We start from the raw sequence: 22,935 nt of genomic DNA, 5'->3' as shown, positions 1-22,935 counted from the left end.
CCATGATCGATCCGGACCGGACCGGCGGGCCCGATCTCAGCCTCCCCAACCCCGCCCGCGTCTACGACTACATGCTCGGCGGCGCGCACAACTTCGCCGCCGACCGCGCGTTCGCCGAGCGCCTGCTGGAGGCGCTGCCCGGTGCCCGCGACGCCGCCGTGGCCAACCGGGCCTTCCTCGGCCGCGCGGTGCGGGCCTGCCTGGACCGGGGCTGCCGGCAGTTCCTCGACCTGGGCTCCGGCATCCCGACGGCCGAGCCGCTGCACGAGATCGTCCGCCGGACCGATCCCGCGGCCCGGGTCGCCTACGTCGACAGCGAGCCGGTCGCGGTCGCGATGTCGCGGGAGATCCTCGACGGCGTCGACGGGGTGACGATCTCGGCCGCCGACCTGACCGACGCCGACGCCGTCCTCGCCGCCCCCGGCGTCGCGGACCTGTTCGATCCCACGGTGCCCACCGCCGTGCTCGCCGTGTCGGTGCTGCACTTCGTCCGCGACGACGCCGTCCTCACCCGGCTCCTCGACCGCTACTGCGACGCCTTCGGGCCCGGCGGCCTGCTCGTCCTCTCGCACGGCAGCACCGACGTCGACGACGAGCGTGCCGCCGAGGAGATGCGGACGATCGAGCGGTTCACCCAGGAGAGCGCCCAGCCCGCGGCCGCCCGGGACCGCGCGACCCTGCGCCGCCTGCTGCACCGGGTCGACCTGCTGGAACCGGGCCTCGTCGACGTCAGCCGGTGGCGCCCCGAGCCCGGCCACGAGCCGGGCCGGGTCGTCGGCATGTACGCCGCCGTGGGCGAGATCGCCCGCTGACCGGCCCGGCCAGGAGCCGCCCGCCCTCGCGCAGCCCCACGGCAGCCGCGCAGCCCATCGGCATCCGCACAGGCCGGCCGGCTGCCGCACAGGTTCGGGCTCGTGCGGGAGGCCCGGACGCTGTGCGGCTGCGCCGTGCTAGTCGCGGTAGGTGCCGGGGCGCTTCTCCAGGAACGCCGACACCGCCTCCTGCAGGTCGGCGGAGACCAGCTGCCCGCCGTTCCAGGTCGCGATCTGGTCGAGGGAGTCGGCGACCGTGTGGTCGCGGGCGTAGGTGATCGCGTACTTGGTGCCGCGCATCGCCAGCGGGGACTTCGCGGCCAGCTCCGCCGCGAGGCCCGCGACGCCCTCCTCGAGGGCGGCGGCGTCGTCGTAGACGCCGTTGACCAGCCGCAGCTCCCGCGCCTCGGTCCCGGAGACCGGGCGGCAGGTGTAGGCCATCTCCCGCGCGACGCCCTCGCCGACGATCCGCGGCAGCCGCTGCAGCACGCCGACGTCGGCGGCGAGGCCCATGTCGACCTCCTTCAGCACGAAGGACGCGTCGGCCGTCGCGTACCGCAGGTCGCAGGCCACGGCGAGGTCGAGACCGGCGCCGAGGCAGACGCCGTGCACCGCCGCGATCACGGGCGTGCGGCAGCGCTCGACCGCCGTCAGGCACTCCTGCAGGTCGAGGATGACCCGCCGCAGCCGGTCCGCGCCGTGGCCCGGGGAGTCGTCGGCGGCGGTCTCCTTCAGCCCGCCCAGCATCGCCACGTCGATGCCGGAGCAGAAGTGCCGCCCGTTGCCGCTGATCACGACGACGCGGACGGCCGGGTCGTCGTCCAGCGCGCGGAGCGCGTCGCGCAGCCCGAACCACATCGGCTCGTTCAGCGCGTTCGCCGCCTCCGCGCGGTCCAGCCGCAACCGCGCGACCCCGTCCGCCACCTCGACCGCGATGCCCGTCGGCTCGCCCATGCGCACTCCCTCGTGTCCGATCCGGTCCGACCCGGAGGCTACCGCGGAGTAACCCCGGCCTGACAGGATGCGTCGGTGCGGCAACGGGGCGCGGGGGACCGGACGTGGTGGGTGGCGTGCGGGCTCCTGTTCGCGACGGCGTTCGGCACGAACGTGCCGACGCCGCTGCTGCTCGTCTACCGCACCGAGCTCGATCTCGCGCCGAGCACGCTCGCGGCGATCTTCGGCGTGTACGCGCTGGGGCTCGCGCCGTCGCTGCTGCTCGGCGGGCCGGCGTCGGACCGGTTCGGGCGGGTCCGCGTGCTGCTGCCCGCCTCGGTGGGGGTGGTGCTGGCGTCGCTGCTGTTCCTCGGCGGGGCGTCGGCGCTGTGGCTGCTGTTCGCGGCCCGCTTCGTGCAGGGCCTCGCCTCGGGCGCCGTGTTCTCGGTGGGCAGCGCCTGGCTGCAGGACCGCGCCGGTGCGGACGGTGCGGGCCGGGCCGCCCGGGCGGCCTCGGTGGCCCAGACCGCGGGGTTCTGCCTGGGTCCGCTCGCCTCCGGGCTGCTGGCCGCGTACGGGCCGTTGCCGCTGACCCTGCCCTACCTCGTCCACGTCGGGCTGCTGGTCGTGGCCGTCGCGGCCGTCCTGGTCACCGTCGGGACGGGGAGCCCGCCGGTGGGGGTGGTCCCGCGCGGGCTGCTGCCGCGGCCCGGGTTCGATCCCGCGGCCCGGCGGACGTTCGTCCGTGTCGTCGTCCCGACGGCGGTGTGCGTGTACGCGTTCCCGTCGGTCTCGGTGACGGTGCTGCCGCTGCTGCTGCCCGGCGCGTCCGGGCTGGTCGCCTTCACCGGGCTGCTCGCCGCGCTGACCCTGGGCACCGGGACCCTGGTGCAGCCGTTCGCGCACCGCCCCGGGGCGCGGGCCGGCGCCCTGGGCGCGGCGCTCGGCGCGCTCGGGTTCGCCACCGGCGTCGTCGCGGCCCTCACCGGCTCGGTCGTCGCGGTCGCGGTGGCGGGGATCCTGCTCGGTGCCGGGGGCGGGCTCTGCCTCAACGCCGGACTGACCCTGGTGGGGCGGCTCGCGCCGGCGTCCGGCCGCGGCGCCGCGAACGGCGTCTTCTACACCGCCGCCTACCTCGGCTTCGCGACGCCGTTCCTGGTGACGGCGTCGGCACCGGTGCAGGCGCTCGCCGTCCCGCTGGCCGTGCTGGTCGCGGTGACGGTGGCGACCGCGGCCTGGCTCGCCGCGCGCGCCGGGGACACCGCCTCCTGACGGGCCGCCGCCCGGCCGGTCCGGGCGCGGACCGGCCGTCCTAGGCTCGCCGGGTGCCCGACCTGACCAGCACCGCCAACCCGCGCGTCAAGAACCTGGTCCGGCTGCGCACCCGCCGCCACCGCGACGCCGCGGGCGTCACCCTCGTCGAGGGGCACGACGAGCTGTCCCTCGCCCTCGACGCCGGGGTCCGGCCCACCGAGGTCTACTGGGCCCCCGACCTGGTGCGGTCGGAGGAGCTGCTGGAACGGATGCCCGGCGCCCGCGCGACGTCGGTGACCCGCGAGGTGTTCGCCCGCATCGCCTACCGCGAGTCCCCGGACGGCTGGCTCGCGGTCGCCCCCGCGCCGGGCCGCCCGCTCGACGAGCTGGAGCTCCGGCCGGACGCGCTGGTGCTCGTCGCCGAGGGGATCGAGAAGCCCGGCAACGTCGGCGCGATGCTGCGCACCGCGGAGGCGTGCGGGGTGGACGCCGTGGTCATCGCGACCCCGGACCGGGCCGGGACCGACTTCGCCAACCCGAACGTCGTGCGGGCGTCGAAGGGCACGGTGTTCGCGGTGCCGGTGGCGTCGGCGCCGACCGCGGAGGTCCAGGAGTGGCTGCGGCGCCGCGGCGTGCGCAGCGTCGTCACCACCCCGGCCGGGACGACCGAGCTGGGCCGGGCCGACCTCACCGGCCCGACGGCGCTGGTGATCGGGACCGAGGCGACCGGCGTCACCGGGCCGTGGCTGGCGGGTGCCGACGCCACCGTCGTCATCCCGATGCGCGGCACCGTCAACTCGCTCAACGCCTCGATCGCCGCCGCGGTGGTGCTGTTCGAGGCGGTCCGGCAGCGCTCGGGTACGTCAGCAGGCTGACGCGGCGCGGACCGCGCTCTGCGTAACCTCGCGGCATGCCGACCGTGCGCGACGTGCTGGTGGCGCTCGTCGTGGGTGCCGCCGCGGTCGCCGGTGCGCTGTTCGCCGACCCGTCCGGCCGCCCGCTGCTGCCCTGGGGCGCGGTCCTGATCGCACTCGCCACGCTGCTGCTGTGCTGGCGGAGCCGCCACCCGGTGCCCGTGCTCGTCGCGGTGATGGTGCCGACGGCGCTCTACTACTGGCTCGACCATCCCGACGGTCCGGCCTCGCTGCTCGTCGCGGTCGCCGTCTACACCGTCGCCAGCCGGGTGAGCTGGCCGCACGCGGTGCTCACCGGGGTCCTCGTCGTGCTGGCGTGGACCGGTACCGAGCAGCTGATCGTCGGCCCGCCGCCGGAGCTGCACCTCGACCACTACTCGTGGATCGTCGTCACCGTCGCGCTCGGTGTCGCGGTCGGAGCGGTGCGCCGGGCCGCCGAGGCGTCGGCGGGGCGGGCCGAGGAACGGCTGGTCCGCCGGGTCGAGCAGGAACGGCTGCGGATCGCCCGCGACGTCCACGACGTCGTCTCGCACAGCCTCTCGATGATCGTCGTGCAGGCCGGGGTGGGCGCGCACGTGGCGGCCCGCCGCCCCGAGGAGGCCGTCGCGGCGCTGGAACGCATCCGCGACGCCGGCACCGACGCCCTGCGCGAGCTGCGCGGCACCCTCGCGCTGCTGCGTGATCCCGCCGACCCCGGTGCCGACCCGGGCGATGGTGACGGAACGGCCCCGGACCGGCACGCCGGCGGGCTCGACCGGCTCGACGAGGTCGTCCGCGCCGGGCGGGCCGCCGGGATCACGGTGACCGTGGCCGGGGACGCCGGTGCGCTCCCGCCGGAGGTGGACCGGGCCGCGTTCGGCACCGTGCGGGAGGCCGTCACCAACACCGTCCGGCACGCGCCGGACGCGTCGGCGGTGCGGGTCACGCTCGACCGGGACGGCGACCTGCTGCACCTGCGGATCAGCGACGACGGCGGTCCGGCCGCCCCCGCGGGGGAGCGCGGACGGCCGGAGGGCCAGGGCCTGCGCGGCCTCGCCGAACGCGCCGCGGCGCTGGGCGGGCGGTGCACCGCGGCACCGGACGGGGACGGGTTCGTGGTGACGGCGGAGCTGCCGGTCGCGATCCGGACCACGCCGGCGGCGGGAGGTGCGGCGGGTGTCTGACGTGCGGGTGCTGCTCGCCGACGACCAGCCGCTGATCCGGGCCGGGCTGCGGGTGCTGCTGGAGACCGAGGACGGCTACGCGGTCGCCGCCGAGGCCGCCGACGGCGCGGAGGCCGTCCGCCGGGCCCGCGAGACCCGGCCCGACGTGGCGCTGATGGACGTCCGGATGCCCGGCACCGACGGTCTCGACGCCCTCTCCGCGATCACCGGCGACCCGGAGCTGGCCGGGACCCGGGTGATCGTGCTGACCACGTTCGACCTGGACGACTACGTCTACCGGGCGTTGCGCTCCGGGGCGAGCGGCTTCCTGCTCAAGGACACCGACCCGGTGGCGCTGCTGCGCGCGATCGACCTCGTGCACGCGGGGGAGGCGCTGCTGGCGCCGTCGGTGACCCGGCGGCTCATCACCGAGTTCGCCCGGCACGGGCCCGCCGCCCCGCCGGGCACCGACCGGCTCGCCGTCCTCACCGGACGGGAACGCGAGGTACTCGCCCTCGTCGGGCGCGGGCACACCAACGGCGAGATCGCCGCCCAGCTGGTGATCAGCCCGGCCACCGCCCGGACCCACGTGGGGCGGCTGCTGACCAAGCTCGGCGCCCGCGACCGGGTGCAGCTCGTCGTCATCGCCCACGAGACGGGTCTGGTGGGGCAGCGGCGCTGACCCCGGCCCGGGTCCCGGGGTCGTACGCCCGGGCGCGTAGCCGCGGGTGACGTCGTCGCGCCGACGCGCCGGGACCGGTGTCCCGGCGAGGCTCGGTCCCATGACCAGAGCGTTCACCCGCCGGGGCTTCCTCGCCTCCGCGCTGGCCGGAGCGGGCGCCGCCGCGGGCGGCATGCTGCTGCAGTCGTGCTCGCGTGCCCCCGTCTCGGCACCGCGCCCCGCACCGGTGCCCCGCCCGCTCGCGGTCCCGCCGCTCGCACCCTCCACGGTGGACGGCGGCGTGCGCACCTTCCGGCTGACCGCGGCGCCCGGGACGAGCGGTTTCCTCGCCGGCCGGGACACCCCGACCTGGGGGTACGACGCCCCGTTCGGCGGCCCGACCCTGCGCGCGACCCGCGGCGAGCGGGTCCGCGTGCACGTGACCAACCGGCTGCCCGAGCGGACCTCGACGCACTGGCACGGCATGGTGCTGCCCGCCGCCGCCGACGGCGGACCGCACAGCCCGATCGAGCCCGGCGCCACCTGGAGTCCGGAGTGGACGATCGACCAGCCGGCGGCGACGCTCTGGTACCACCCGCACCCGCACGGCGTCACCGGGCGGCACGTGCACCGCGGCCTGGCCGGGCTGTTCGTGATCGACGACAGCGCGGACGGCGCAGACGGCGGCATCCCGCTGCCGCACCGCTACGGCGTGGACGACGTGCCCGTCGTCGTCACCGACCGGGTGTTCACCGCCGACGGCGCGTTCGACGAGGCGCACCGCAACGCCCACGGCCTGCTCGGCGACACCCTGCTGGTCAACGGGACCGTCGCGCCGTACCTGGTGGCGACGACAGCGCGGATCCGGTTGCGGCTGCTCGACGCCTCACCGGCCCGCTGCTACCGGTTCGCCCGCTCCGACGGGCGCCCGCTCGTGCTCGTCGGCACCGACTCGGGGCTGCTCCCGGCCCCGCGCCCGGTCCCCGACGTGCTGCTCACCCCCGGTGAGCGCGCCGAGGTGCTGCTCGATCTCGAGCCCGGACGCCCCGTGATCCTGCGTTCGGTCCCGCACGACCTCGGCGCGGTGTCCGGCACCGAACGCACGATCGGTGCCCGCGACACCCTCGACGTGCTGCAGATCCGGCCCGCCGCCGTGCTCGCGCCCGCACCGCCGCTGCCGGACCGGCTGCCGCACGAGCCCGGCCCGGAGCCCGCGCCGGGAACGAGGGTCCGGAGGTTCGAGCTCGGCGACGACACGATCGACGGGAGGTCGATGGACATGACCCGGATCGACGAGGTCGTCCCCGCCGGTGCGGAGGAGGTCTGGGAGCTGGCGAACGTCCACTCCCGCCCGCACAACCTGCACGTCCACGACGCGCGCGGCCAGGTGCTGTCCGCCGCGGGCCGGCCGGTGCCCGCGGCGGAGCGGTGCTGGAAGGACACGGTGTACGTCCCGCCGCGGACGACCACGCGGGTGCTCCTGCGCTTCGGCCGCCACCCCGACCCGGCGGTGCCGTACATGTACCACTGCCACCTGCTCCACCACGAGGACCAGGGAATGATGGGGCAGTTCGTCGTGGTGCCGCCCGGGACCGCCGACGTGCCGCGGACCCTCGCCGCCGGGGTGGGCGGCCACCATGGCTAGGCCGCTCGCCGCCGTCCCGTTCCGGGTGTGGGCGGTGTTCCACGGGCTGCTCGTGCTGGCCCAGGTCGGGGCGGCCGGCGCGCTGCTCGACGCCGTCGGCCCGGCACTGGCCTGGCACGGCGGCATCGGGGGCTCGCTGATCCTCGTCGCGATGGTGCAGACGGTGCTCGCGGTCCCGGCGGTGTGGCCGGGCGGGATGCCGGTGTGGCCGCTCGCGGTGAGCGCGGTGCTGGTCGTCGCCGACACCGCGCAGGTCGCGATCGGGCACGCGGGGCTCCTGACGCTGCACGTCCCGCTGGGGATCGCGGTCGTCGTGACCCAGGTGGTGGTGGCGGTGCGGGCGCTGCGCCCGGCCCGGCCCGCCGCGCGGACGGCGGACCGGGCGCCGGTGCTCAGGCCGTCACGCCGGTGAGCTCGGCCCGCAGCCGCTTCTTGTCGGTCTTGCCGATCCCCGTCAGGGGCAGCTCGGGGACGAAGCTGACCCGGGGGACGTACATGTCCCCGGCGCGCTCGGCGACCAGGCCGGTCAGGTCCCCGGCGGACGGCGCCGGGTCGCCCGCGACCACGGCGGCGTGCACGACCTCGGTGCCGTCGCCGTCCGGGACGCCGAACACCGCGGCCTGGCGGACGCCCGGGTGCTCCATGAGGGTGTCCTCGAGCTCCGAGGTGTACACGTGCCCGCCGACGACGATCACCATGTCCTTCACGCGGTCCACGAGGTGCAGGTAGCCGGCGTCGTCGAGCCGGGCGACGTCACCGGTCCGGACCCAGCCGTCGGAGATCGTGCGGGCGGTCAGCTCCGGCTGCTTCCAGTAGCCGTCCATCTCGGTGCCGGTGTGCACCCACAGCTCGCCGTGCTCGCCGTCGGCGACCCGGGCGCCGTCGTCGCCGGTGATCGCGATCTCGGTGCTCGGGACGATCCGCCCGACGGTGCCGAGGAGCTCCGGCTTCTCGTGCTCGGCGGGGGTGAGGATGCTGATCCCGCCGGCCTCGGTCTGGCCGTAGAACTGGGTGAGGACCGGCCCGATCCGCTCGTGCGCCTCCGCGATCCGGCGGGGGTTCGCGGGCGCCCCGCCGTAGAGCAGCGAGCGCAGCGACGACAGGTCGGTCTCGTCGAGGCCGGGGTGGTCGAGCAGCCGGTACAGCAGCGGCGGGAGCAGGAACGAGTGCGTGATCCGCTCGCGCTCGACGGCCGCGAGGAAGTCGCCGGCGTCGAACCGGTCGAGCAGGACGACCGTCCCGCCGCCGGTGAGCATCCGGTCGGCCACCCCGCCACCGGCGTGCGCGACCGGCGTGGCGACCAGCATCCGGGCCGGGCCCTGCGGGGTCAGCGGCTCCATCGCGTCGCGCAGCCGTGCCGCGCGGGTGTGGTGGTCGAAGGTGTAGGTGATCCCCTTCGGGTGGCCGGTCGTGCCGCCGGTGTGCCGGATCTGCTCGACGTCCTCCGGGCGGGCCCGCCCGCGGACCGGCTCGGTGGACGCGGCGGCGGACTCCGCCAGGACGTCCTCGCGCCCGGCGACCGTGCCCAGCGCCAGGACCTCGGCCGGCGACGCGTGGTCCAGGACCGCGGCGGCCTGCTCCGCCTGTGCCGCGTCGACGAGGACGAGTGCGGGCTCGACGTCGTCGACGATCCGGGCCTGCGCCGCGGCGGCCAGTCCCTCGTGCGGCTGGGTGACCCCGGCACCGAGGAGGTTCACCGCGTAGCGCGCGATCAGCGCCTCGGGCGAGTTCCCGGCGAGCAGCGCGACGACCTGGCCGGGCCCGACCCGGCCGTCGAGGGTGTGCGCGAGCCGGTGCACGGTGTCGGCGACGTGACCGGCCGTCAGGCGTCGGTCGCCGTGCACGAGGGCCTCGCGGTCGCGTCCGGTCTCCAGGGCGTCCAGCAGTTCCTCGACGTCGGTGTGCGCGCCGGTCGGCATCGGTGGTTCCTCCAGGTGGTTCGTGTCCGACGGGATCGTTACCAGACGCAACGATCGACACGGGCCCGTGCTTCCGGAAGGTGAGCCGATCGACACCTCTCGCTTCGTCGCCGGGCCCGCGGGGTACCCGCCCGCCATGACGACGATCGGGAACCAGGTGTCGGGGCTCTGCCTCGGGACGAACGTGTTCGGCTGGACCGCGGACGAGGAGACGTCGTTCGCGCTGCTCGACGCGTTCGTCGGCGCGGGCGGGTCCATGCTGGACACCGCCGACTCCTACATGGCCGCCGCCGAGGGCAACTCGGGCGGCGAGTCCGAGACGGTGATCGGCAACTGGCTCGCCGCCCGGCCCGGGATGCGGGACCGGGTCGTGCTCGCGACCAAGGTCGGGCAGCTCCCCGGCCGCCAGGGGCTCGGCCCGGAGAACGTCCGTGCGGCCGCGGAGGACTCGCTGCGCCGGCTGCGCACGGACCGGATCGACCTCTACTACGCCCACGTCGACGACGAGGCGGTGCCGCAGGAGGACTACCTCGCCGCGTTCGACGGGCTGGTCCGGGACGGGAAGGTCCGCGAGATCGGGGCGTCGAACTTCTCCGCGGACCGGCTGCGGTCCGCGCTCGCGGTCGCCGGCGGCACCGGTGGGGCCCGGTTCACCGCGACCCAGCCGCACTACAACCTGATGGAGCGCGGCTACGAGGCCGAGGAGGCACTCGTCGCCGAGGCCGAGGGGCTCGCCTGCTTCCCGTACTTCGGTCTCGCGAAGGGTTTCCTCACCGGGAAGTACCGGGCCGGTGACACCGCCGCGGTCGACTCCGGCGTGACCAGCGGGCCGATGGCGCGGGCCCGCGCCGAGGGGGCGCGGGCCTACCTCGCCGACCCGCGGGCGGAGAAGGTGCTGGTCACCCTGGACGAGATCGCCCGTGCCCGCGGCGTGGCGGTCCCCGCCGTGGCACTGGCCTGGCTGGGCGCCCAGCCGACGGTCGCCGCGCCCATCGCCAGCGCGCGCACGACCGCGCAGCTCGACGCCGTCCTCCCGGCGCTGACCCTGACCCTGGAGCCGGTCGAGCTGGCCGCGCTGTCCGACGCGAGCGCGCCGGAGGCGTGACCGCCGCGGCGCCGGGGCTACGCGGCCAGCGCGAGGTCCCGGCGCCGCTCGACCCGCTCCATCCGGACGGCGACACCCAGCGCCACCAGGCCGAGCAGGGGCAGGACGGTGGCGGCCGCGGCGGGCGACGTCCAGCCCCAGCCGGCGGCCAGCACCGCGCCGCCCAGCGCCGCGCCGAGCGCGTTCGCCACGTTGAACGCGGCGTGGTGCAGGGCGGCGCCCAGCGTCGGGCCCTCCCGGCCGGCGTCCATCAGGCGGGTCGCCAGCGCCGGGGTCGTCGCCGTCGTCGTGAAGGCCAGTGCGAACAACGCCACCAGCGCCATGACCGCCGACGACGCCGTCACCGCGAACACCGCCATCGACAGCGCCGCCGCGCCGAGCCCGGCCGCGATCGTGCGGACCGGCGCCGCCTCGGCCATCCGGCCCCCGGCCTGGTTGCCCAGCGTCATCCCCAGCCCGTACACCGCGAGCGCGAGCGGCACCGCGGCCTCGGCGAGACCGGAGACCTCGGTGAGGATCGGGGTCACGTAGCTGTAGACGGCGAACGATCCGCCGAACCCGGTCGCGATGACGGCCATCGTGATCCACACCTGGCCGCGGCGCAGGGCCGACAGCTCGGCGACGACCGAGCCGCGGCGCTCCTCGCGCACGTCGGGGACCAGCCACCACACCGCCGCCATCGTGACGACGGCGATCGCACCCGTCGCCAGGTAGGCGGCGGGCCAGCCCGCGGCCTGGCCGAGCCAGGTGGCCCCGGGCACGCCGACGATGTTCGCGATCATCAGTCCGCTCATCACGGTCGCGATCGCGCGCGGCCGCCGCTCCCGCGGCACGAGCGACGCGGCCAGCACCGACGCCGTCCCGAAGTAGGCGCCGTGCGGCAGCCCGGCCAGGAACCGGGTCCCGACGAAGGTGCCGAACGTCGGCGCGAACGCCGAGGCGATGTTGGTGACCGCCAGCGCGGCGGCCAGCACCAGCACCAGCCGCTTGCGCGGCCACCGCGCTCCCAGCACGGCGAGCACCGGGGCGCCGACGACGACCCCGAGCGCGTAGGCGCTGATCGCGGTGCCGGCCTGCGGCACCGTCGCGCCGAGATCGGCGGCGAACGCCGGCAGCAGGCCCATCGAGGCGAACTCGGTGGTGCCGATCGCGAGCCCGCCCAGCGCCATGGCGAACAGCGCGGGGCCGGGCTTTCCGGTGGTGGAGGAGGGGGTGGGAGAGTGGCCGGAGCGCGCGGGGTAGTTTTTCATCGCGTCACGAGGATAAAGACCGCGCGCCCGGAGGTGTCAAACGAGATGGGGGCGGTGTCAGCCGGTTCACGTCCCGGCCGGGCCGAGACCGACCGCTGGCGGGCCACCGCGGAGGCCCTGCGGGAGGTCCGGCGCGAGCCCGGGCTGACCCGGGTCGAGCTGGCCCGGCGGCTGCGGCTGGCCAGCGGGTCGGCCACCGAGATCGCGGGCCGGCTGCGCGACCTGGGCTGGGTGGCCGAGGAGCGCGCGCCGTGCGGGGGCCGCGGCAGGCCCACGACCCGGCTCGTCCCGGCGCCGGGCGGGCCCGCCGTCGTCGCGGTCGACGTCCGGTTCGAGGACTGGCGGGCCGGGCTCGCCGGTCTCGACGGGGAGCCCGTCGCCGTGCGGTCCGGGCGGCACACCCGGCGGGACCCGGAGACCGTCGTCTCCCGGCTGGCCGCGGTCGTCGGCGAGCTGGTCGCGGAGCATCCCGGCCCGGTCGTCGCCACCGGGATCGGGGTCGCCGCCACGATCGTCGACGAGCACCTCGCCCAGGGCGCGGGCCAGGGCTGGAGCCCGCTCGACGTGCGCCGGATCGCCGCCGGGCACGGCCTGCCGGTGCTCGTCGGGAACGACGCGAACCTCGCCGGTGTCGCCGAGGTGCGCGACGGCGCCGCCGCCGGGGCGGGCACGGCGCTGTTCCTCACGGTCGAGGTCGGCATCGGCGGCGCCCTGCTGCTGCGCGGGCGCCCGCAGACCGGCGCGCGCGGTGCGGCGGGGGAGTTCGGGCACCTGCCGTTCGGGGACCCGTCGCTGGAGTGTGCGTGCGGTGCCCGGGGATGCTGGAACAACGGCACCGACGGCCGGGCGCTGGCCCGGATGCTCGGGGAACCCGAGCCCGACGACCCGTACTCCTACACCGGCCGGGTGCTCGACCGGGCGTCCGCCGGGGACGCCGCCGCGACGTCGGTGGTGACGTCGGCGGCCGCGTCGCTCGCCCGCGGCACGGCCGGCCTGGTCAACGCGCACGACCCGGAGGTCGTCGTGCTGGGCGGGCTCGCGCCCGCGCTCCGGGCCGCCGCCCCGGAGTCGTTCGCCGTCGCCTACGACGCCGGGCTGATGGCGTTCCGCCGGGCCGAGCCGCCCCCGGTGCACGACGCCGCGCACGGTGCCGACGGCGTCCTGCGGGGGGCGGCGGCCATCGCCCTCGACCACGCCACCTCGGCGTCCGGGCTGGCGGCCCGGGCGGGCTGAGCGGTCACGGCCGCGGGATCGACCGCAGGTTGCTGCGCGCCAGCTCGACCATCTTCCCGACGCCGCCGTCGAGCACGGTGCGGGTCGCCGCGAGCGCGAACCCGCGGACCTGCGCCGCCGTGACGTGCGGCGGGATGGACAGCGCGTTCGGGTCGGTGCGCACGTCCACCAGGGACGGGCCGTCGTGGTCGAGTGCCGTGCGCAGTGCCGGCCGGACGTGGTCCGGGTCCTCCACGGTGACGGCGTGCGCGCCCGCGGCACGGGCGATCCCGGCCAGGTCGGCCGGGCCGTGGTCGGTCTGGAACGACGGGTAGCCCGCCACCATCATCTCCAGCCGGATCATGCCCAGCGAGCCGTTGTTGAACGCGACGACGGTGAGCGGCAGCCCGTGCTCGACGGCGGTCAGCAGCTCGCCGAGCAGCATCGTGAGCCCGCCGTCGCCGGACAGCGAGACCACCTGCCGTCCGGGGAACGCGCTCGCCGCGCCGATCGCGTGCGGCAGCGCGTTGGCCATCGTCCCGTGCCGGTAGGAGCCGATGATCCGGCGCCGGCCGTTGGGGGTCAGGTAGCGCGCGGCCCAGACGTTGCACATGCCGGTGTCGACGGTGGCGATCGCGTCGTCGGCCATCTCGTCGTCGAGGACGTCGGCGACGTGCTCGGGGTGGATCGGGCGCAGGTCGGAGACCTTCCGGGTGTAGGCGCCGACGACCTTCTCCAGCGCCTCGGCGTGCCGGCGCAGCATCCGGTCGAGGAAGCTCCGGTCGGTCCGCGCCGTGATCCGCGGCAGCAGGGCGGCCAGCGTGGACCGGGCGTCGCCGTGCACGCCGAGTTCCAGCACCGTGCGCCGGCCCAGGTGCGCGGCCTCGGCGTCGATCTGGACGGTGCGGGCCTGCGGCAGGAAGTCGTCGTAGGGGAAGTCGGTGCCGATCAGGATCAGCAGGTCCGCCTCGTGCGTGGCCTCGTAGCAGGCGCCGTAGCCGAGCAGCCCGCTCATGCCGACGTCGTACGGGTTGTCGTACTGGATCCACTCCTTGCCGCCGAGCGAGTGCCCGATCGGGGCCTGCACCGCCCCGGCCAGTGCGAGCACCTCGTCACGGGCGCCCGCGATCCCCGCACCGACGAACAGCGTCACCGACGACGCCCCGTCCACCAGCCGGGCCAGCTCGTCGACCTTCGCCGGGTCCGGGACGACGGTGCCGGACGGCGTCACCAGGTCCGAGCGGCCGGTGTCGTGCGCGGCCGGCTCGGCGCTGACGTCACCGGGCAGCACCAGCACCGACACGTCGCGGCGGGCGATCGCGCTCTGCATCGCCATCCGCTGCATCCGCGGCATCTGCTCCGGCCGGGAGATCAGCTCGCAGTAGCCCGAGCACTCGGCGAACAGGTGCTCCGGGTGGGTCTCCTGGAAGTAGCCGGTGCCGATCTGCACCGACGGGATGTGCGAGGCGATCGCCAGCACCGGCGCGCCGGTGCGGTGCGCGTCGTAGAGGCCCTGGACGAGGTGCGTGTTCCCGGGCCCGCAGCTGCCGGCGCAGACGGCGAGCCGCCCGGTCAGCTGTGCCTCGGCGGCCGCGGCCAGCGCCGCGCCCTCCTCGTTGTGCACGTGCACCCAGCGGATCCGGCCGTCCCGGCGGATCGCGTCGGCGAGCGGGTTCAGGCTGTCCCCGACCAGTCCGTAGATCCGTTCGACGCCCGCCTGGTGCAGCAGCTCGATCATCTGGTCGGCCACGGTGCGGCTCACCGGCACGCTCCCTCCACTCGGTCCGTCGGGTGCAGGGTCCCCCGCTCACCGCTCGTCGAACCGCCGTGTGGTGTGCCGGCCGCGGCAGCCGGTCGGTTCCCGTCACGCCGGCCGCCCGTACATCACGATCGGCGTGTCGGAATCGGTCCACGCGGTGCAGTGCCCGCGATGTCGATGTACATTCCACCCACATTCCGGAAGGGAGGATGATCGAATGATCATTCTGGGACTGATCTTGCTCGTCGTAGGGTATTTCCTGAACATCGGACTGCTCACCACGCTCGGCGGCATCCTGCTCGTGATCGGCGTGATCCTGGTGATCCTCGGTGCGATCGGCAAGCCGGTGGGTGGTCGGAAGACCTGGTTCTGACCAGGCCGATCGTTTCCCGGTGAGGTCCGGGTGACGGTCGGCTCGCGACGGGTCGAGGGGCGTGGTCCCGGGGAATTCCCCCGGAGTCACGCCCCTCTCGCATTCCAGGTCGGCATCGGCCCGGGAATTCATGTTTCGCCGGTCGTCCCGGGGGTACCGCGACGTCATTCCCGGGGTACTCGATCATGAATTCCGGGGAATGTCACCGGACGCCCAGGATTGCGCGGGCACGGGCCGGGGAGGCCGGGGTCGCGCCGGCCGACTCGATCACCCGCAGCGCCCCCTCGACGAGCTCCCGGTTGGACGGTGCCGACCCCGCGCGGTCGTGGAAGTCCTCCAGTCCGACCCGCAGGTGCCCGCCGCGCCGCACCGCGAGCTCCGCCAGGCCGGACCCGACGACGTCACCACCCAGGACGGCCACCGACCACGGCAGGCCGGACGGCTCCAGCAGCTCCAGGTAGGCCTCCAGCGCGGCGGGCGTCGGCGGGAGCCCGAACTGCAGCCGGTCGGCGAAGTAGAGCTTCACGATCGCCCCCGGCGGCACCCGGCCGTGCCGCTGCAGGGTCAGCGTGGTCCGCAGGAAGCCCGGCTCGAAGATCGAGATGCTGGGCGCGGCGCCGAGCTCGGCGGTCCGGGCGAACATGTACTCGGTGTCGGCGAACGAGTTCTGGTACGGCTCGGGCGCGGCCGCCGCGGGACAGGTCCCGTCGTCGAGCAGGCCGACGTTCACCGAGCCCGGGTCGACGAGCGTCAACCCGCCCATCCGGCGCCGGGCGAGCTCCTCGACGTGCGCCCAGCGGCGCCGCACCGGGACGTCCCGGGCGCCGGCCGCCATCGTCGGGTAGAGCAGGGCGTCGGGGTGGCGGGCGAGCACCGGTTCCCACGCCTGCACATACGGCTCGACGGCGTGCACCCCGTCCCGGGTGAACATCGGCTCGTCGTTGTGGTTGTGCACGATCGCGGCACCGAGGTCGAGTGCCTCCAGGGCCTGCTCGGTGACCTCCCCCGGGGTGCGGGGGACGTGCGGGTTCTGCTCCCGCGTCGTCGTGCCGTTCAGGGCCGCTTCGAGGATCACCGTCGAGTCCACGCCGGTCAGCATCCCGATCCCGCCCCGGCCTCGTCGAGATGCAGCTCGGCGTCGCCGGGAGATCGACGACTCGCGCTGACCTGCATCTCGGTGCGGGCCGGACGTGCCCGGACGGACCGGCGGGTGGCGCGGCGCGGCCGTCCGGTGGGGGGTCGTAGGGTCCTGCGCGTGACCGGGATCCGCCGTCGTGCCGCTGTCGTCGCCGCCTCCGTCGCGGTCGTCGCCCTGGTGGCCGGGTGCGGCGACCCGCCCGAGCCGCTGACGGACGGCCCGGCGGGCGCGGCCCCCGCCGACGGGCTGACCCGGGTCGTCGATCTCGCGGCCGAGCGGGCGGTGCTGTCCGACCGCGTCGCCGCCGCCAAGGCCGGTACCGGGCAGCCGGTCACCGACCCGGCCCGGGAGAAGGTCGTCGTCGACGACGCCCGCGCCGACGCGGCCCGCGACGGCGTCGATCCCGAGTGGACCGCCCGGGTGTTCGCCGACCAGATCGCGGCGAGCACCCAGGTGCAGGAGGACCTGCTCCGGCGCTGGACCGAGCAGCCCGGCGCCCGCCCCGCCCCGGTGGACCTGGCGCAGGTGCGCCCGGAGCTCGACCGGATCGGCGACGAGCTGGTCGCCGCGCTGAAGCTGGCGACACCCGCCCGGGCACACGAGGACTGCGCGTCGTCGCTCGCGCAGGCCGCGGTCACCCGGTCGGCGACGCTCGACGACGTGCACCGGGCCGCCCTCGGCCGTGCCCTGATGTCGGTCTGCGACGGCGCCCCGGAGTAGCCGCCCGCGCGTGACGGTCCTGTTTCGGGCCCGCCCAGGTCTTGCGTACCCGGATAGTACGTGCTCGGATTAACAGGACGAGCCATGGAGGTGGTCGCGATGGACCAGAACCTGTTCAACGACATCTGTCTGCAGCAGCTGACCCTGTCCGGCGTGCACGAGGGCGAGACCGTCGTGGTGCTGACCCGGGGTGCCGAGCGGACCGAGTACGCCGACGCCTTCCTCTGGGCGATCCAGAAGCTCGGCGCGACCGGCTACCACATGCGCCTGCCGTCCCCGTCGAGCGCGAACGGCGCCTGGGCGGTGGGTGACTCCGGCCTGGGGAACATCCCGCTGGCCGTCGACGCGCTGAAGGCCGCCGACATGGTCGTCGACTGCACGTTCCTGCTCTTCTCGCCCGAGCAGTTCGCGATCCAGGACGCCGGCACCCGGATCCTCACCGCCGTCGAGCCGCCCGAGCTGCTCGCCCGGCTGATGCCGACCGCCGAGCTGCGCGAGCGCGTCGAGACCGGCGCCGAGCTCCTCGCCAAGGCGTCGGCCATGCGGATCACCAGCCCGCACGGCACCGACGTCACCTATCAGCTCGGCATGTACCCGACCATGAGCGAGTACGGCTACACCGACACCCCCGGCCGCTGGGACCACTGGCCGGCCGCGTTCGTGTTCACCGGCGGGTCGGACACCGGCGTCGACGGGAAGATCGTCCTCGCGCCCGGGGACGTGCTGCTGCCGTTCAACACCTACGTGCAGACCCCGGTGGAGATCACCATCGAGGAGGGCTTCATCCGCGACATCCGCGGCGGCGCCGGCTCCTCGGGACTCGACGCGGACCTCCTGCGCTCCTACATCGAGAGCTTCGACGACCCGCGCGGCTACGGCATGAGCCACGTCGGCTGGGGTCTCGACGAGCGCGCGCACTGGCACGGGCTCACCCAGTTCGGCGGCGGCATGGGGATGGAGCTGCGCAGCTTCTACGGCAACGTCATGTTCTCCATCGGCCCGAACAACGAGCTCGGCGGCCCGAACGACACCGCCTGCCACTTCGACATCCCGATGCGCGGCAACTCCCTCTACCTCGACGACGAGCTGATCGTCGACGCCGGTGCGCTCACCGTGCCCGAGATGCGGCCGGTGAACCGCCGATGACCGACCACCACATCGGGATGATCGTCCCGTCGTCGAACCTGACGATGGAGACCGAGCTGCCGCGGATGCTGCGTGCCCGCGAGGACGCGCTGCCCGGCGACCGCTTCGTCTTCCACGCCGCCCGGGCCCGGATGCAGCACGTCACCCCCGAGCAGCTGCGCGCGATGAACGCCCAGGCCCAGCGGGCCGCCACCGAGCTGGCCGACGCCCGTCCGGACGTCGTCGCCACCGCGTGCCTCGTCGCGATCATGGCCCAGGGGCCCGGCTACCACTGCACCGCCGAGGACGACATCACCGCGGCGCTGCGGGCCGAGGGCTCGGAGGCGCCGGTCGTGTCCAGCGCCGGCGCGCTGCTGTCGGGCATCGCCGCGCTCGGGGCGCGGCGGGTCGCGATCATCACGCCGTACATGGAGCCGCTGACGAAGGCGGTCGTCACCTACATCGAGGACGCCGGCGTCGAGGTCGTGGACGCGCTGTCGCTGGAGGTGCCGGACAACCTCGCCGTCGCCCGGCTGGACCCGGCCGACCTGCGCGAGCACCACCGGAGGCTCGACCTCACCCGCGCCGACGCGCTCGTGCTCAGTGCCTGCGTGCAGATGCCGTCGTTGCCCTCGATCCAGCCGGTGCAGGACGAGATCGGCATCCCCGTGCTGTCCGCGGCCACCGCGACCACCCACCGGATCCTCACCGAGCTGGGTCTCGACCCGCGGGTCCCCGGCGCCGGGGCGCTGCTGGCCGGCTGACCGCCGCCGCCCGTGGCCCGCACCCCGACACGGGGTGCGGGCCCGTCGGCGTGCCCGGATCCGCGCAGGTCGGGGCCGGTGAACGGGGTCTGGACAGGGCCCGGCATCGTGCTGTACATGTTTGTACATGTCTGAACAGGGTGGCCGGGGCAAGCGGGCCCGGCTCGTCGCGGACCTGACCGGCCGGATCCGTTCCGGCCTGCTGGTACACGGCGAGCGCCTGCCGGGGGAGAACCAGCTCGCGCAGACCTACGAGGTGTCCCGCGGGACCGTGCGCAGTGCGCTCGCCGAGCTCCAGCGCCGCGACCTCATCGCCACCGAGACCGGGGTCGGCTCGTTCGTCACCTTCGACGGGGCGCCGCTCGACCAGCAGGTCGGCTGGGCCCGCGCGCTCGCCGGTGCGGGCGCCGAGGTCACCACCGAGCTGCTCGGCATCACCGCTGGCGGCGACCCGGCCGTCGCGGAGCGCGAGGGACCGCTGGTCACCGTCCGGCGGCTGCGGCGCGCCGACGGCCGCCCCGTCTCGCTGGAGACCGCGTCGCTCCCGGCGGGCGGCGCGCTCGCCGGGCTCCCGGACCGCGGCCTCGTCGACGGCTCCATCACCGCCACCCTCGCCGCGGCCGGCCTGCACGGCGCCGGCGGCGAGCAGTGGATCTCGGCGGAACCCCTCGACGCCGCCGACGCCGTCCGCCTCGAACGGACGCCGGGCGAGCTGTTCCTGCGGGCGGTGCGGGTCACCCGCACCGCCGACGGCGCGCTCGCCGAGCACGTCGTCAGCCTCCTCGACCCGCAGCGCTTCCGGTTCCACCTCGCGTTCGGCGGCACCACGACGGCCGGGGACGCCCGGTGAGCGGCGAGCACGACCGCGCGCTCGGCGCGCTGCTCGGCCTCGCCGTCGGCGACGCGCTCGGCATGCCGACCCAGTCGATGTCGCGGGAGGCGATCGCGGAGCGCTACGGCGTCGTCGACCGGCTCCTCGACGGCGCCGACGACCAGCCGATCGCCCCGAAGCTCCCCGCCGGGACCGTCACCGACGACACCGAGCAGGCCCTGCTGCTCGCCCGGATCCTCGTCGCCCACGACGGGCGGGTGCCTCCGCGGATGTTCGGGGCCGCGCTCGAGGACTGGGAGCAGGAGATGATCCGGCGCGGGTCACGGGACCTGCTCGGCCCCTCCACGAAGCTCGCGCTGACCCGGCTCGCCGACGGCGAGTCCCCCGAGCGGGCCGGCCGCGACGGCGTCACCAACGGCGCCGCGATGCGGGTCGCCCCCGTCGGCATCGCCTGCACCGGGGCGCGGCTGCTCGACGCCGTCGTGGAGTCCGCGGTCGTCACCCACCACACCGCGCCCGGGATCGCCGCCGCCGCGGCGGTCGCCGCCGCGGTCTCCACCGCGGTGTCCGGTGCGGGGCTCCCCGCCGCACTGGACGCCGCGGTGGACGCGGCCCGGGCCGGTGCCGGCCGCGGCGGGTGGGCGGCCGGGGCCTCGGTCGCCGACCGGCTGGTGGTCGCCCGCCGGCTGCTGCCCGGGCTCGCCCCGGACGCCCTCGCCGACGCCGTCGCCGGTGTCGTCGGGACCTCGGTGACGGCCACCGAGTCGGTCGTCGCCGCGATCGGCCTGGCCGCCGCGCTCGGTGACGACCCGCGGGCCGCGCTGGTCACCGCCGCGTCGCTGGGCGGGGACACCGACACGGTCGCCGCGATCTGCGGCGCCGTCCTCGGCGCGGTGCACGGTGCCGCGGGCCTTCCCGCCGATCTCGTCGCGACCGTGCGCCGGGTCAACGCACCGCTGCTCGACCCCCTCGACGACGTGGTCGCGGGGCTGCTCCACCTCCGGTCCACCGCCCGATAGGAGGCCGCCATGGCCACCGGTACCACCGAGACCGACGCCGGTACCGCCGGCGGAGCGCTCGAGACCCGCGGCATCGAGCCCGTCCCCGTCGCCGAGCGGCACGGGCGTCCGGGCGAGCTCTTCTGGGTGTGGTTCGCCGCCAACATCTCGATCCTCGGCCTCCCGCTGGGGGCGACGCTGGTCGCGTCCGGGCTCACGGTCTGGCAGGCGGTGATCGCCGCCGTGCTGGGCGCGGTCGGGTCGTTCGCCATCGTCGGCGCGGTCTCGATCGCGGGCCGCCGCGGCGGCGCCCCCGGACTGACGCTGTCCCGGGCCGTGTTCGGTGTGCGGGGCAACATCGGCCCGACGCTGGTGTCGCTGCTCTCCCGGCTCGGCTGGGAGACCGTCAACACGACGACGGCCGCGTTCGCCCTGCTCTCGCTGGTCACCATCGTCGCGGGTACCAGCCCGGCGGCGAAGGACCATCCGGTGATCACGATCGCCTGCATCGCGGTGTTCGTGCTCTGCACGGTGCTGGTCGCCGGGCTCGGGCACGGCGTGCTGGTGGCCGTCCAGCGCTGGGCGACCTGGGTGTTCGGGGCGCTGAACATCCTGGTCGGCGGCTTCCTGGTGGCCACCGTGGACTGGACGGCCGTCGCCGCGGCGACGCCCGCGCCCACCGGTGCGGTGGTGGCCGCGGTCGGCGTGATCGCCGCCGGGACGGGCATCGGCTGGGCGAACGCCTCGGCCGACATGTCCCGCTACCAGTCGCCGTCGGTGCGGGCCGGGTCGCTCGTGCTGTCGGCGGCCGCCGGTGCCGGGATCCCGCTGGTGCTGCTGATCTCGCTGGGCAGCCTGCTCGCCGCCGGTGATCCCGCGCTCGCCGAGGCCGGTGACCCGGTCGCCGCGATCCGCGACCTCCTCCCGGCCTGGATGGCGATCCCGTACCTGGTCGCCGCGTTCGGCGGCCTGCTGCTCTCCAACCACCTCTCGGTGTACTCGGCCGGGCTCACCACCCTGACCCTCGGCGTGCGGCTCCCGCGGGTGTACGCGGTCGTCGTCGACGTGCTGGTGACGTTCGCCGGGGCGATCTACTTCATGCTCGTCGCCGACGGCTTCTACACGCCCTTCATCGCCTTCATCAGCGCGCTGGCCGTGCCGATCACCGCGTGGGTCGGGGTGTTCGCGGTCGACATGCTGCGGCGCACCCACTACGACCCGGACGCGCTGATGGACACCGGGCGCACCAGCCGCTACTGGTACCGCGCCGGGATCGAGCCGCGGGCCACCACGGCCTGGGCGCTCGCGATCGTCGCCGGGTACCTGTTCGCGACCGTCGGTCCCTCGTCGGAGCCGTGGTTCACCGGGCCGCTGGCCGGGACCTGGTTCGGTGAGAACGGGCTGGCATGGGTGATCACCTTCGTCGTGGCGGCCGGGGCGTACGCGCTGCTCGGCGGGTCCCGGGAGCCGCGGTGAGCGGCCGGCTGGTGCACACCGGCCAGGTGCTCGTCGACCTGGTCATGCGGGTGCCCGCGCTGCCGCCGCCGGGCGGGGACGTCATGGCCTCGGACACCGCGATGCTGCCCGGGGGCGGGTTCAACGTCGTCGCCGCGGCCGCCCGGGCCGGTGCCCCGGTGCTCTACGCCGGTGGCCACGGCACCGGGCCCCGCGGCGAGCTGGTCCGGGCGGCGCTGGCCGCCGAGGGCGTGCAGGTCGCGGCACCGCCCGGCGCCGGTGGCGACACCGGGATCTGCGTGACGCTGGTCGAGCCGTCCGGTGAGCGGACGTTCGTGACCGGCAGCGGCGTGGAGTCCGGCCTGGCGGGCGGGCTGCCGCCGACCGGACCGGACGACGTGCTCTACGTGTCCGGCTACAGCCTGCTCGTCCCGGACAAGGCCGCCCAGGTCGTGGAGGCTGCGGCGGACACCGCCGGCACCGTGCTGCTCGATCCCGGACCGCTGGTCGGCGACGTCCCGGCCGGGACGTGGGCCCGGATGCTCGCGGCGACCGGGGTGCTCAGCTGCAACGCCCGGGAGGCGAAGCTGCTGTCCGGTGAACCGGATGCCACCGCCGCGGGCCGCGAGCTCGCCCGGCGGCTCCCGGACGGTGCGGTGGTCGTGGTGCGCGACGGCGCCGCGGGCTGCGTGCTGGTCCGGGACGGGCGGGCCGAGCAGGTCCCGGCGCCGTCCGTGCGGGCGGTCGACACCAACGGGGCCGGGGACGCGCACTGCGGGGTTCTCGCCGCCGAGCTGCTGCGCGGCGCCGGGTGGGCCGTCGCCGCGCGCCGGGCGAACGCCGCCGCGGCGCTCGCCGTGACCCGGCACGGCCCGGCGACGGCCCCGACCCGGGCCGAGGTGGACGCGCTGCTCACCGCCTGAG

22 protein-coding genes are annotated in these 22,935 nt (G+C 75.7%); 17 read left to right on the top strand and 5 right to left on the bottom strand.

All coding sequences use genetic code 11. From position 1 onward, the window contains the following. Positions 1-2 precede the first annotated feature (2 nt). The gene (locus PP1_RS11065; RefSeq protein WP_075313999.1) at positions 3-812 is read left to right on the top strand and encodes an SAM-dependent methyltransferase; all 810 of its coding nucleotides are present in this window, start codon (positions 3-5) and stop codon (positions 810-812) included. A 138-nt stretch (positions 813-950) separates the two neighbouring features. Here the strand turns inward: PP1_RS11065 and PP1_RS11060 are convergent, their stop codons facing one another. Continuing rightward, positions 951-1,766, bottom strand: coding sequence for a crotonase/enoyl-CoA hydratase family protein (locus PP1_RS11060; protein WP_010232861.1), 816 nt, complete (start codon positions 1,764-1,766; stop codon positions 951-953). 75 nt (positions 1,767-1,841) lie between these two features. Between PP1_RS11060 and PP1_RS11055 the strand changes: the two genes are divergently transcribed. The 6 genes from PP1_RS11055 to PP1_RS11030 all read left to right on the top strand — a co-directional run bounded on the left by PP1_RS11055 (position 1,842) and on the right by PP1_RS11030 (position 7,773). Next, positions 1,842-3,017 carry an MFS transporter gene (locus PP1_RS11055; RefSeq protein ID WP_139323790.1) on the top strand — a complete coding sequence of 392 codons (1,176 nt, stop codon included), beginning with the start codon at positions 1,842-1,844 and terminating at the stop codon, positions 3,015-3,017. A 53-nt stretch (positions 3,018-3,070) separates the two neighbouring features. After that, on the top strand, positions 3,071-3,874 hold the full coding sequence (locus tag PP1_RS11050; protein WP_010228973.1) for a TrmH family RNA methyltransferase: 804 nt from the start codon (positions 3,071-3,073) through the stop codon (positions 3,872-3,874). Between the two features lie 35 nt (positions 3,875-3,909). After that, positions 3,910-5,076: a sensor histidine kinase gene (locus PP1_RS11045; RefSeq protein WP_075314000.1), complete on the top strand. Its 1,167-nt coding sequence runs from the start codon at positions 3,910-3,912 to the stop codon at positions 5,074-5,076. Beyond that, on the top strand, positions 5,060-5,737 hold the full coding sequence (locus PP1_RS11040) for a response regulator transcription factor (protein ID WP_010241922.1): 678 nt from the start codon (positions 5,060-5,062) through the stop codon (positions 5,735-5,737). Before PP1_RS11045 ends, PP1_RS11040 begins: the two co-directional genes overlap by 17 nt. 100 nt (positions 5,738-5,837) lie before the next feature. Beyond that, complete coding sequence (locus tag PP1_RS11035) at positions 5,838-7,361, top strand: multicopper oxidase family protein (protein WP_010241920.1); 1,524 nt, start codon at positions 5,838-5,840, stop codon at positions 7,359-7,361. Then, complete coding sequence (locus PP1_RS11030; RefSeq protein WP_050802556.1) at positions 7,354-7,773, top strand: hypothetical protein; 420 nt, start codon at positions 7,354-7,356, stop codon at positions 7,771-7,773. Before PP1_RS11035 ends, PP1_RS11030 begins: the two co-directional genes overlap by 8 nt. Here PP1_RS11030 and PP1_RS11025 read toward each other — a convergent pair. After that, positions 7,754-9,280 carry an AMP-binding protein gene (locus tag PP1_RS11025; protein ID WP_010241918.1) on the bottom strand — a complete coding sequence of 509 codons (1,527 nt, stop codon included), beginning with the start codon at positions 9,278-9,280 and terminating at the stop codon, positions 7,754-7,756. The genes PP1_RS11030 and PP1_RS11025 overlap by 20 nt on opposite strands. 136 nt (positions 9,281-9,416) lie before the next feature. On the opposite strand from PP1_RS11025, the gene PP1_RS11020 reads away from it, so the two are divergent. Then, positions 9,417-10,385: an aldo/keto reductase gene (locus tag PP1_RS11020; protein WP_075314960.1), complete on the top strand. Its 969-nt coding sequence runs from the start codon at positions 9,417-9,419 to the stop codon at positions 10,383-10,385. A 17-nt stretch (positions 10,386-10,402) separates the two neighbouring features. Here PP1_RS11020 and PP1_RS11015 read toward each other — a convergent pair whose 3' ends face one another. Next, positions 10,403-11,635, bottom strand: coding sequence for an MFS transporter (locus tag PP1_RS11015; protein ID WP_083697035.1), 1,233 nt, complete (start codon positions 11,633-11,635; stop codon positions 10,403-10,405). Between the two features lie 45 nt (positions 11,636-11,680). On the opposite strand from PP1_RS11015, the gene PP1_RS11010 reads away from it, so the two are divergent. Beyond that, positions 11,681-12,868, top strand: a complete 1,188-nt coding sequence (locus PP1_RS11010; RefSeq protein WP_083697036.1) for an ROK family transcriptional regulator — start codon at positions 11,681-11,683, stop codon at positions 12,866-12,868. A 4-nt stretch (positions 12,869-12,872) separates the two neighbouring features. Here the strand turns inward: PP1_RS11010 and PP1_RS11005 are convergent, their stop codons facing one another. After that, entirely contained in the window at positions 12,873-14,609 is a 1,737-nt protein-coding gene (locus PP1_RS11005) for a pyruvate dehydrogenase (RefSeq protein WP_075314966.1), read from the bottom strand. A 214-nt stretch (positions 14,610-14,823) separates the two neighbouring features. On the opposite strand from PP1_RS11005, the gene PP1_RS11000 reads away from it, so the two are divergent. Further along, complete coding sequence (locus PP1_RS11000; protein ID WP_010226402.1) at positions 14,824-14,979, top strand: hypothetical protein; 156 nt, start codon at positions 14,824-14,826, stop codon at positions 14,977-14,979. Between the two features lie 202 nt (positions 14,980-15,181). Here the strand turns inward: PP1_RS11000 and PP1_RS10995 are convergent, their stop codons facing one another. Continuing rightward, positions 15,182-16,066 (bottom strand): 3-keto-5-aminohexanoate cleavage protein, encoded by an 885-nt coding sequence (locus PP1_RS10995; protein ID WP_249265940.1) that lies wholly within the window; start codon positions 16,064-16,066, stop codon positions 15,182-15,184. Between the two features lie 168 nt (positions 16,067-16,234). Between PP1_RS10995 and aroQ the strand changes: the two genes are divergently transcribed. The 7 genes from aroQ to PP1_RS10960 all read left to right on the top strand — a co-directional run bounded on the left by aroQ (position 16,235) and on the right by PP1_RS10960 (position 22,934). Further along, positions 16,235-16,837, top strand: a complete 603-nt coding sequence (aroQ, locus tag PP1_RS10990) for a gamma subclass chorismate mutase AroQ (protein WP_010226406.1) — start codon at positions 16,235-16,237, stop codon at positions 16,835-16,837. A gap of 99 nt (positions 16,838-16,936) precedes the next feature. Then, complete coding sequence (locus PP1_RS10985; protein ID WP_029239305.1) at positions 16,937-17,983, top strand: leucyl aminopeptidase; 1,047 nt, start codon at positions 16,937-16,939, stop codon at positions 17,981-17,983. Then, positions 17,980-18,726 carry a maleate cis-trans isomerase family protein gene (locus tag PP1_RS10980; RefSeq protein ID WP_010226410.1) on the top strand — a complete coding sequence of 249 codons (747 nt, stop codon included), beginning with the start codon at positions 17,980-17,982 and terminating at the stop codon, positions 18,724-18,726. The genes PP1_RS10985 and PP1_RS10980 overlap by 4 nt, the downstream gene beginning before the upstream one ends. A 127-nt stretch (positions 18,727-18,853) precedes the next feature. Beyond that, positions 18,854-19,576: a GntR family transcriptional regulator gene (locus tag PP1_RS10975; protein ID WP_060573738.1), complete on the top strand. Its 723-nt coding sequence runs from the start codon at positions 18,854-18,856 to the stop codon at positions 19,574-19,576. Then, positions 19,573-20,577, top strand: a complete 1,005-nt coding sequence (locus tag PP1_RS10970; RefSeq protein ID WP_075314001.1) for an ADP-ribosylglycohydrolase family protein — start codon at positions 19,573-19,575, stop codon at positions 20,575-20,577. The genes PP1_RS10975 and PP1_RS10970 overlap by 4 nt, the downstream gene beginning before the upstream one ends. Before the next feature lie 9 nt (positions 20,578-20,586). Beyond that, positions 20,587-22,032 carry a purine-cytosine permease family protein gene (locus PP1_RS10965; RefSeq protein ID WP_010235389.1) on the top strand — a complete coding sequence of 482 codons (1,446 nt, stop codon included), beginning with the start codon at positions 20,587-20,589 and terminating at the stop codon, positions 22,030-22,032. Then, complete coding sequence (locus PP1_RS10960; RefSeq protein WP_075314002.1) at positions 22,029-22,934, top strand: PfkB family carbohydrate kinase; 906 nt, start codon at positions 22,029-22,031, stop codon at positions 22,932-22,934. Before PP1_RS10965 ends, PP1_RS10960 begins: the two co-directional genes overlap by 4 nt. Position 22,935: the final 1 nt, after the last annotated feature.

Origin of the sequence: Pseudonocardia sp. P1, from assembly GCF_000178675.2 — a bacterium.
GTDB lineage: Bacteria > Actinomycetota > Actinomycetes > Mycobacteriales > Pseudonocardiaceae > Pseudonocardia.
Note: the sequence above shows the minus strand (reverse complement) of the source record. Positions and strands in the feature narration are given on the sequence as shown.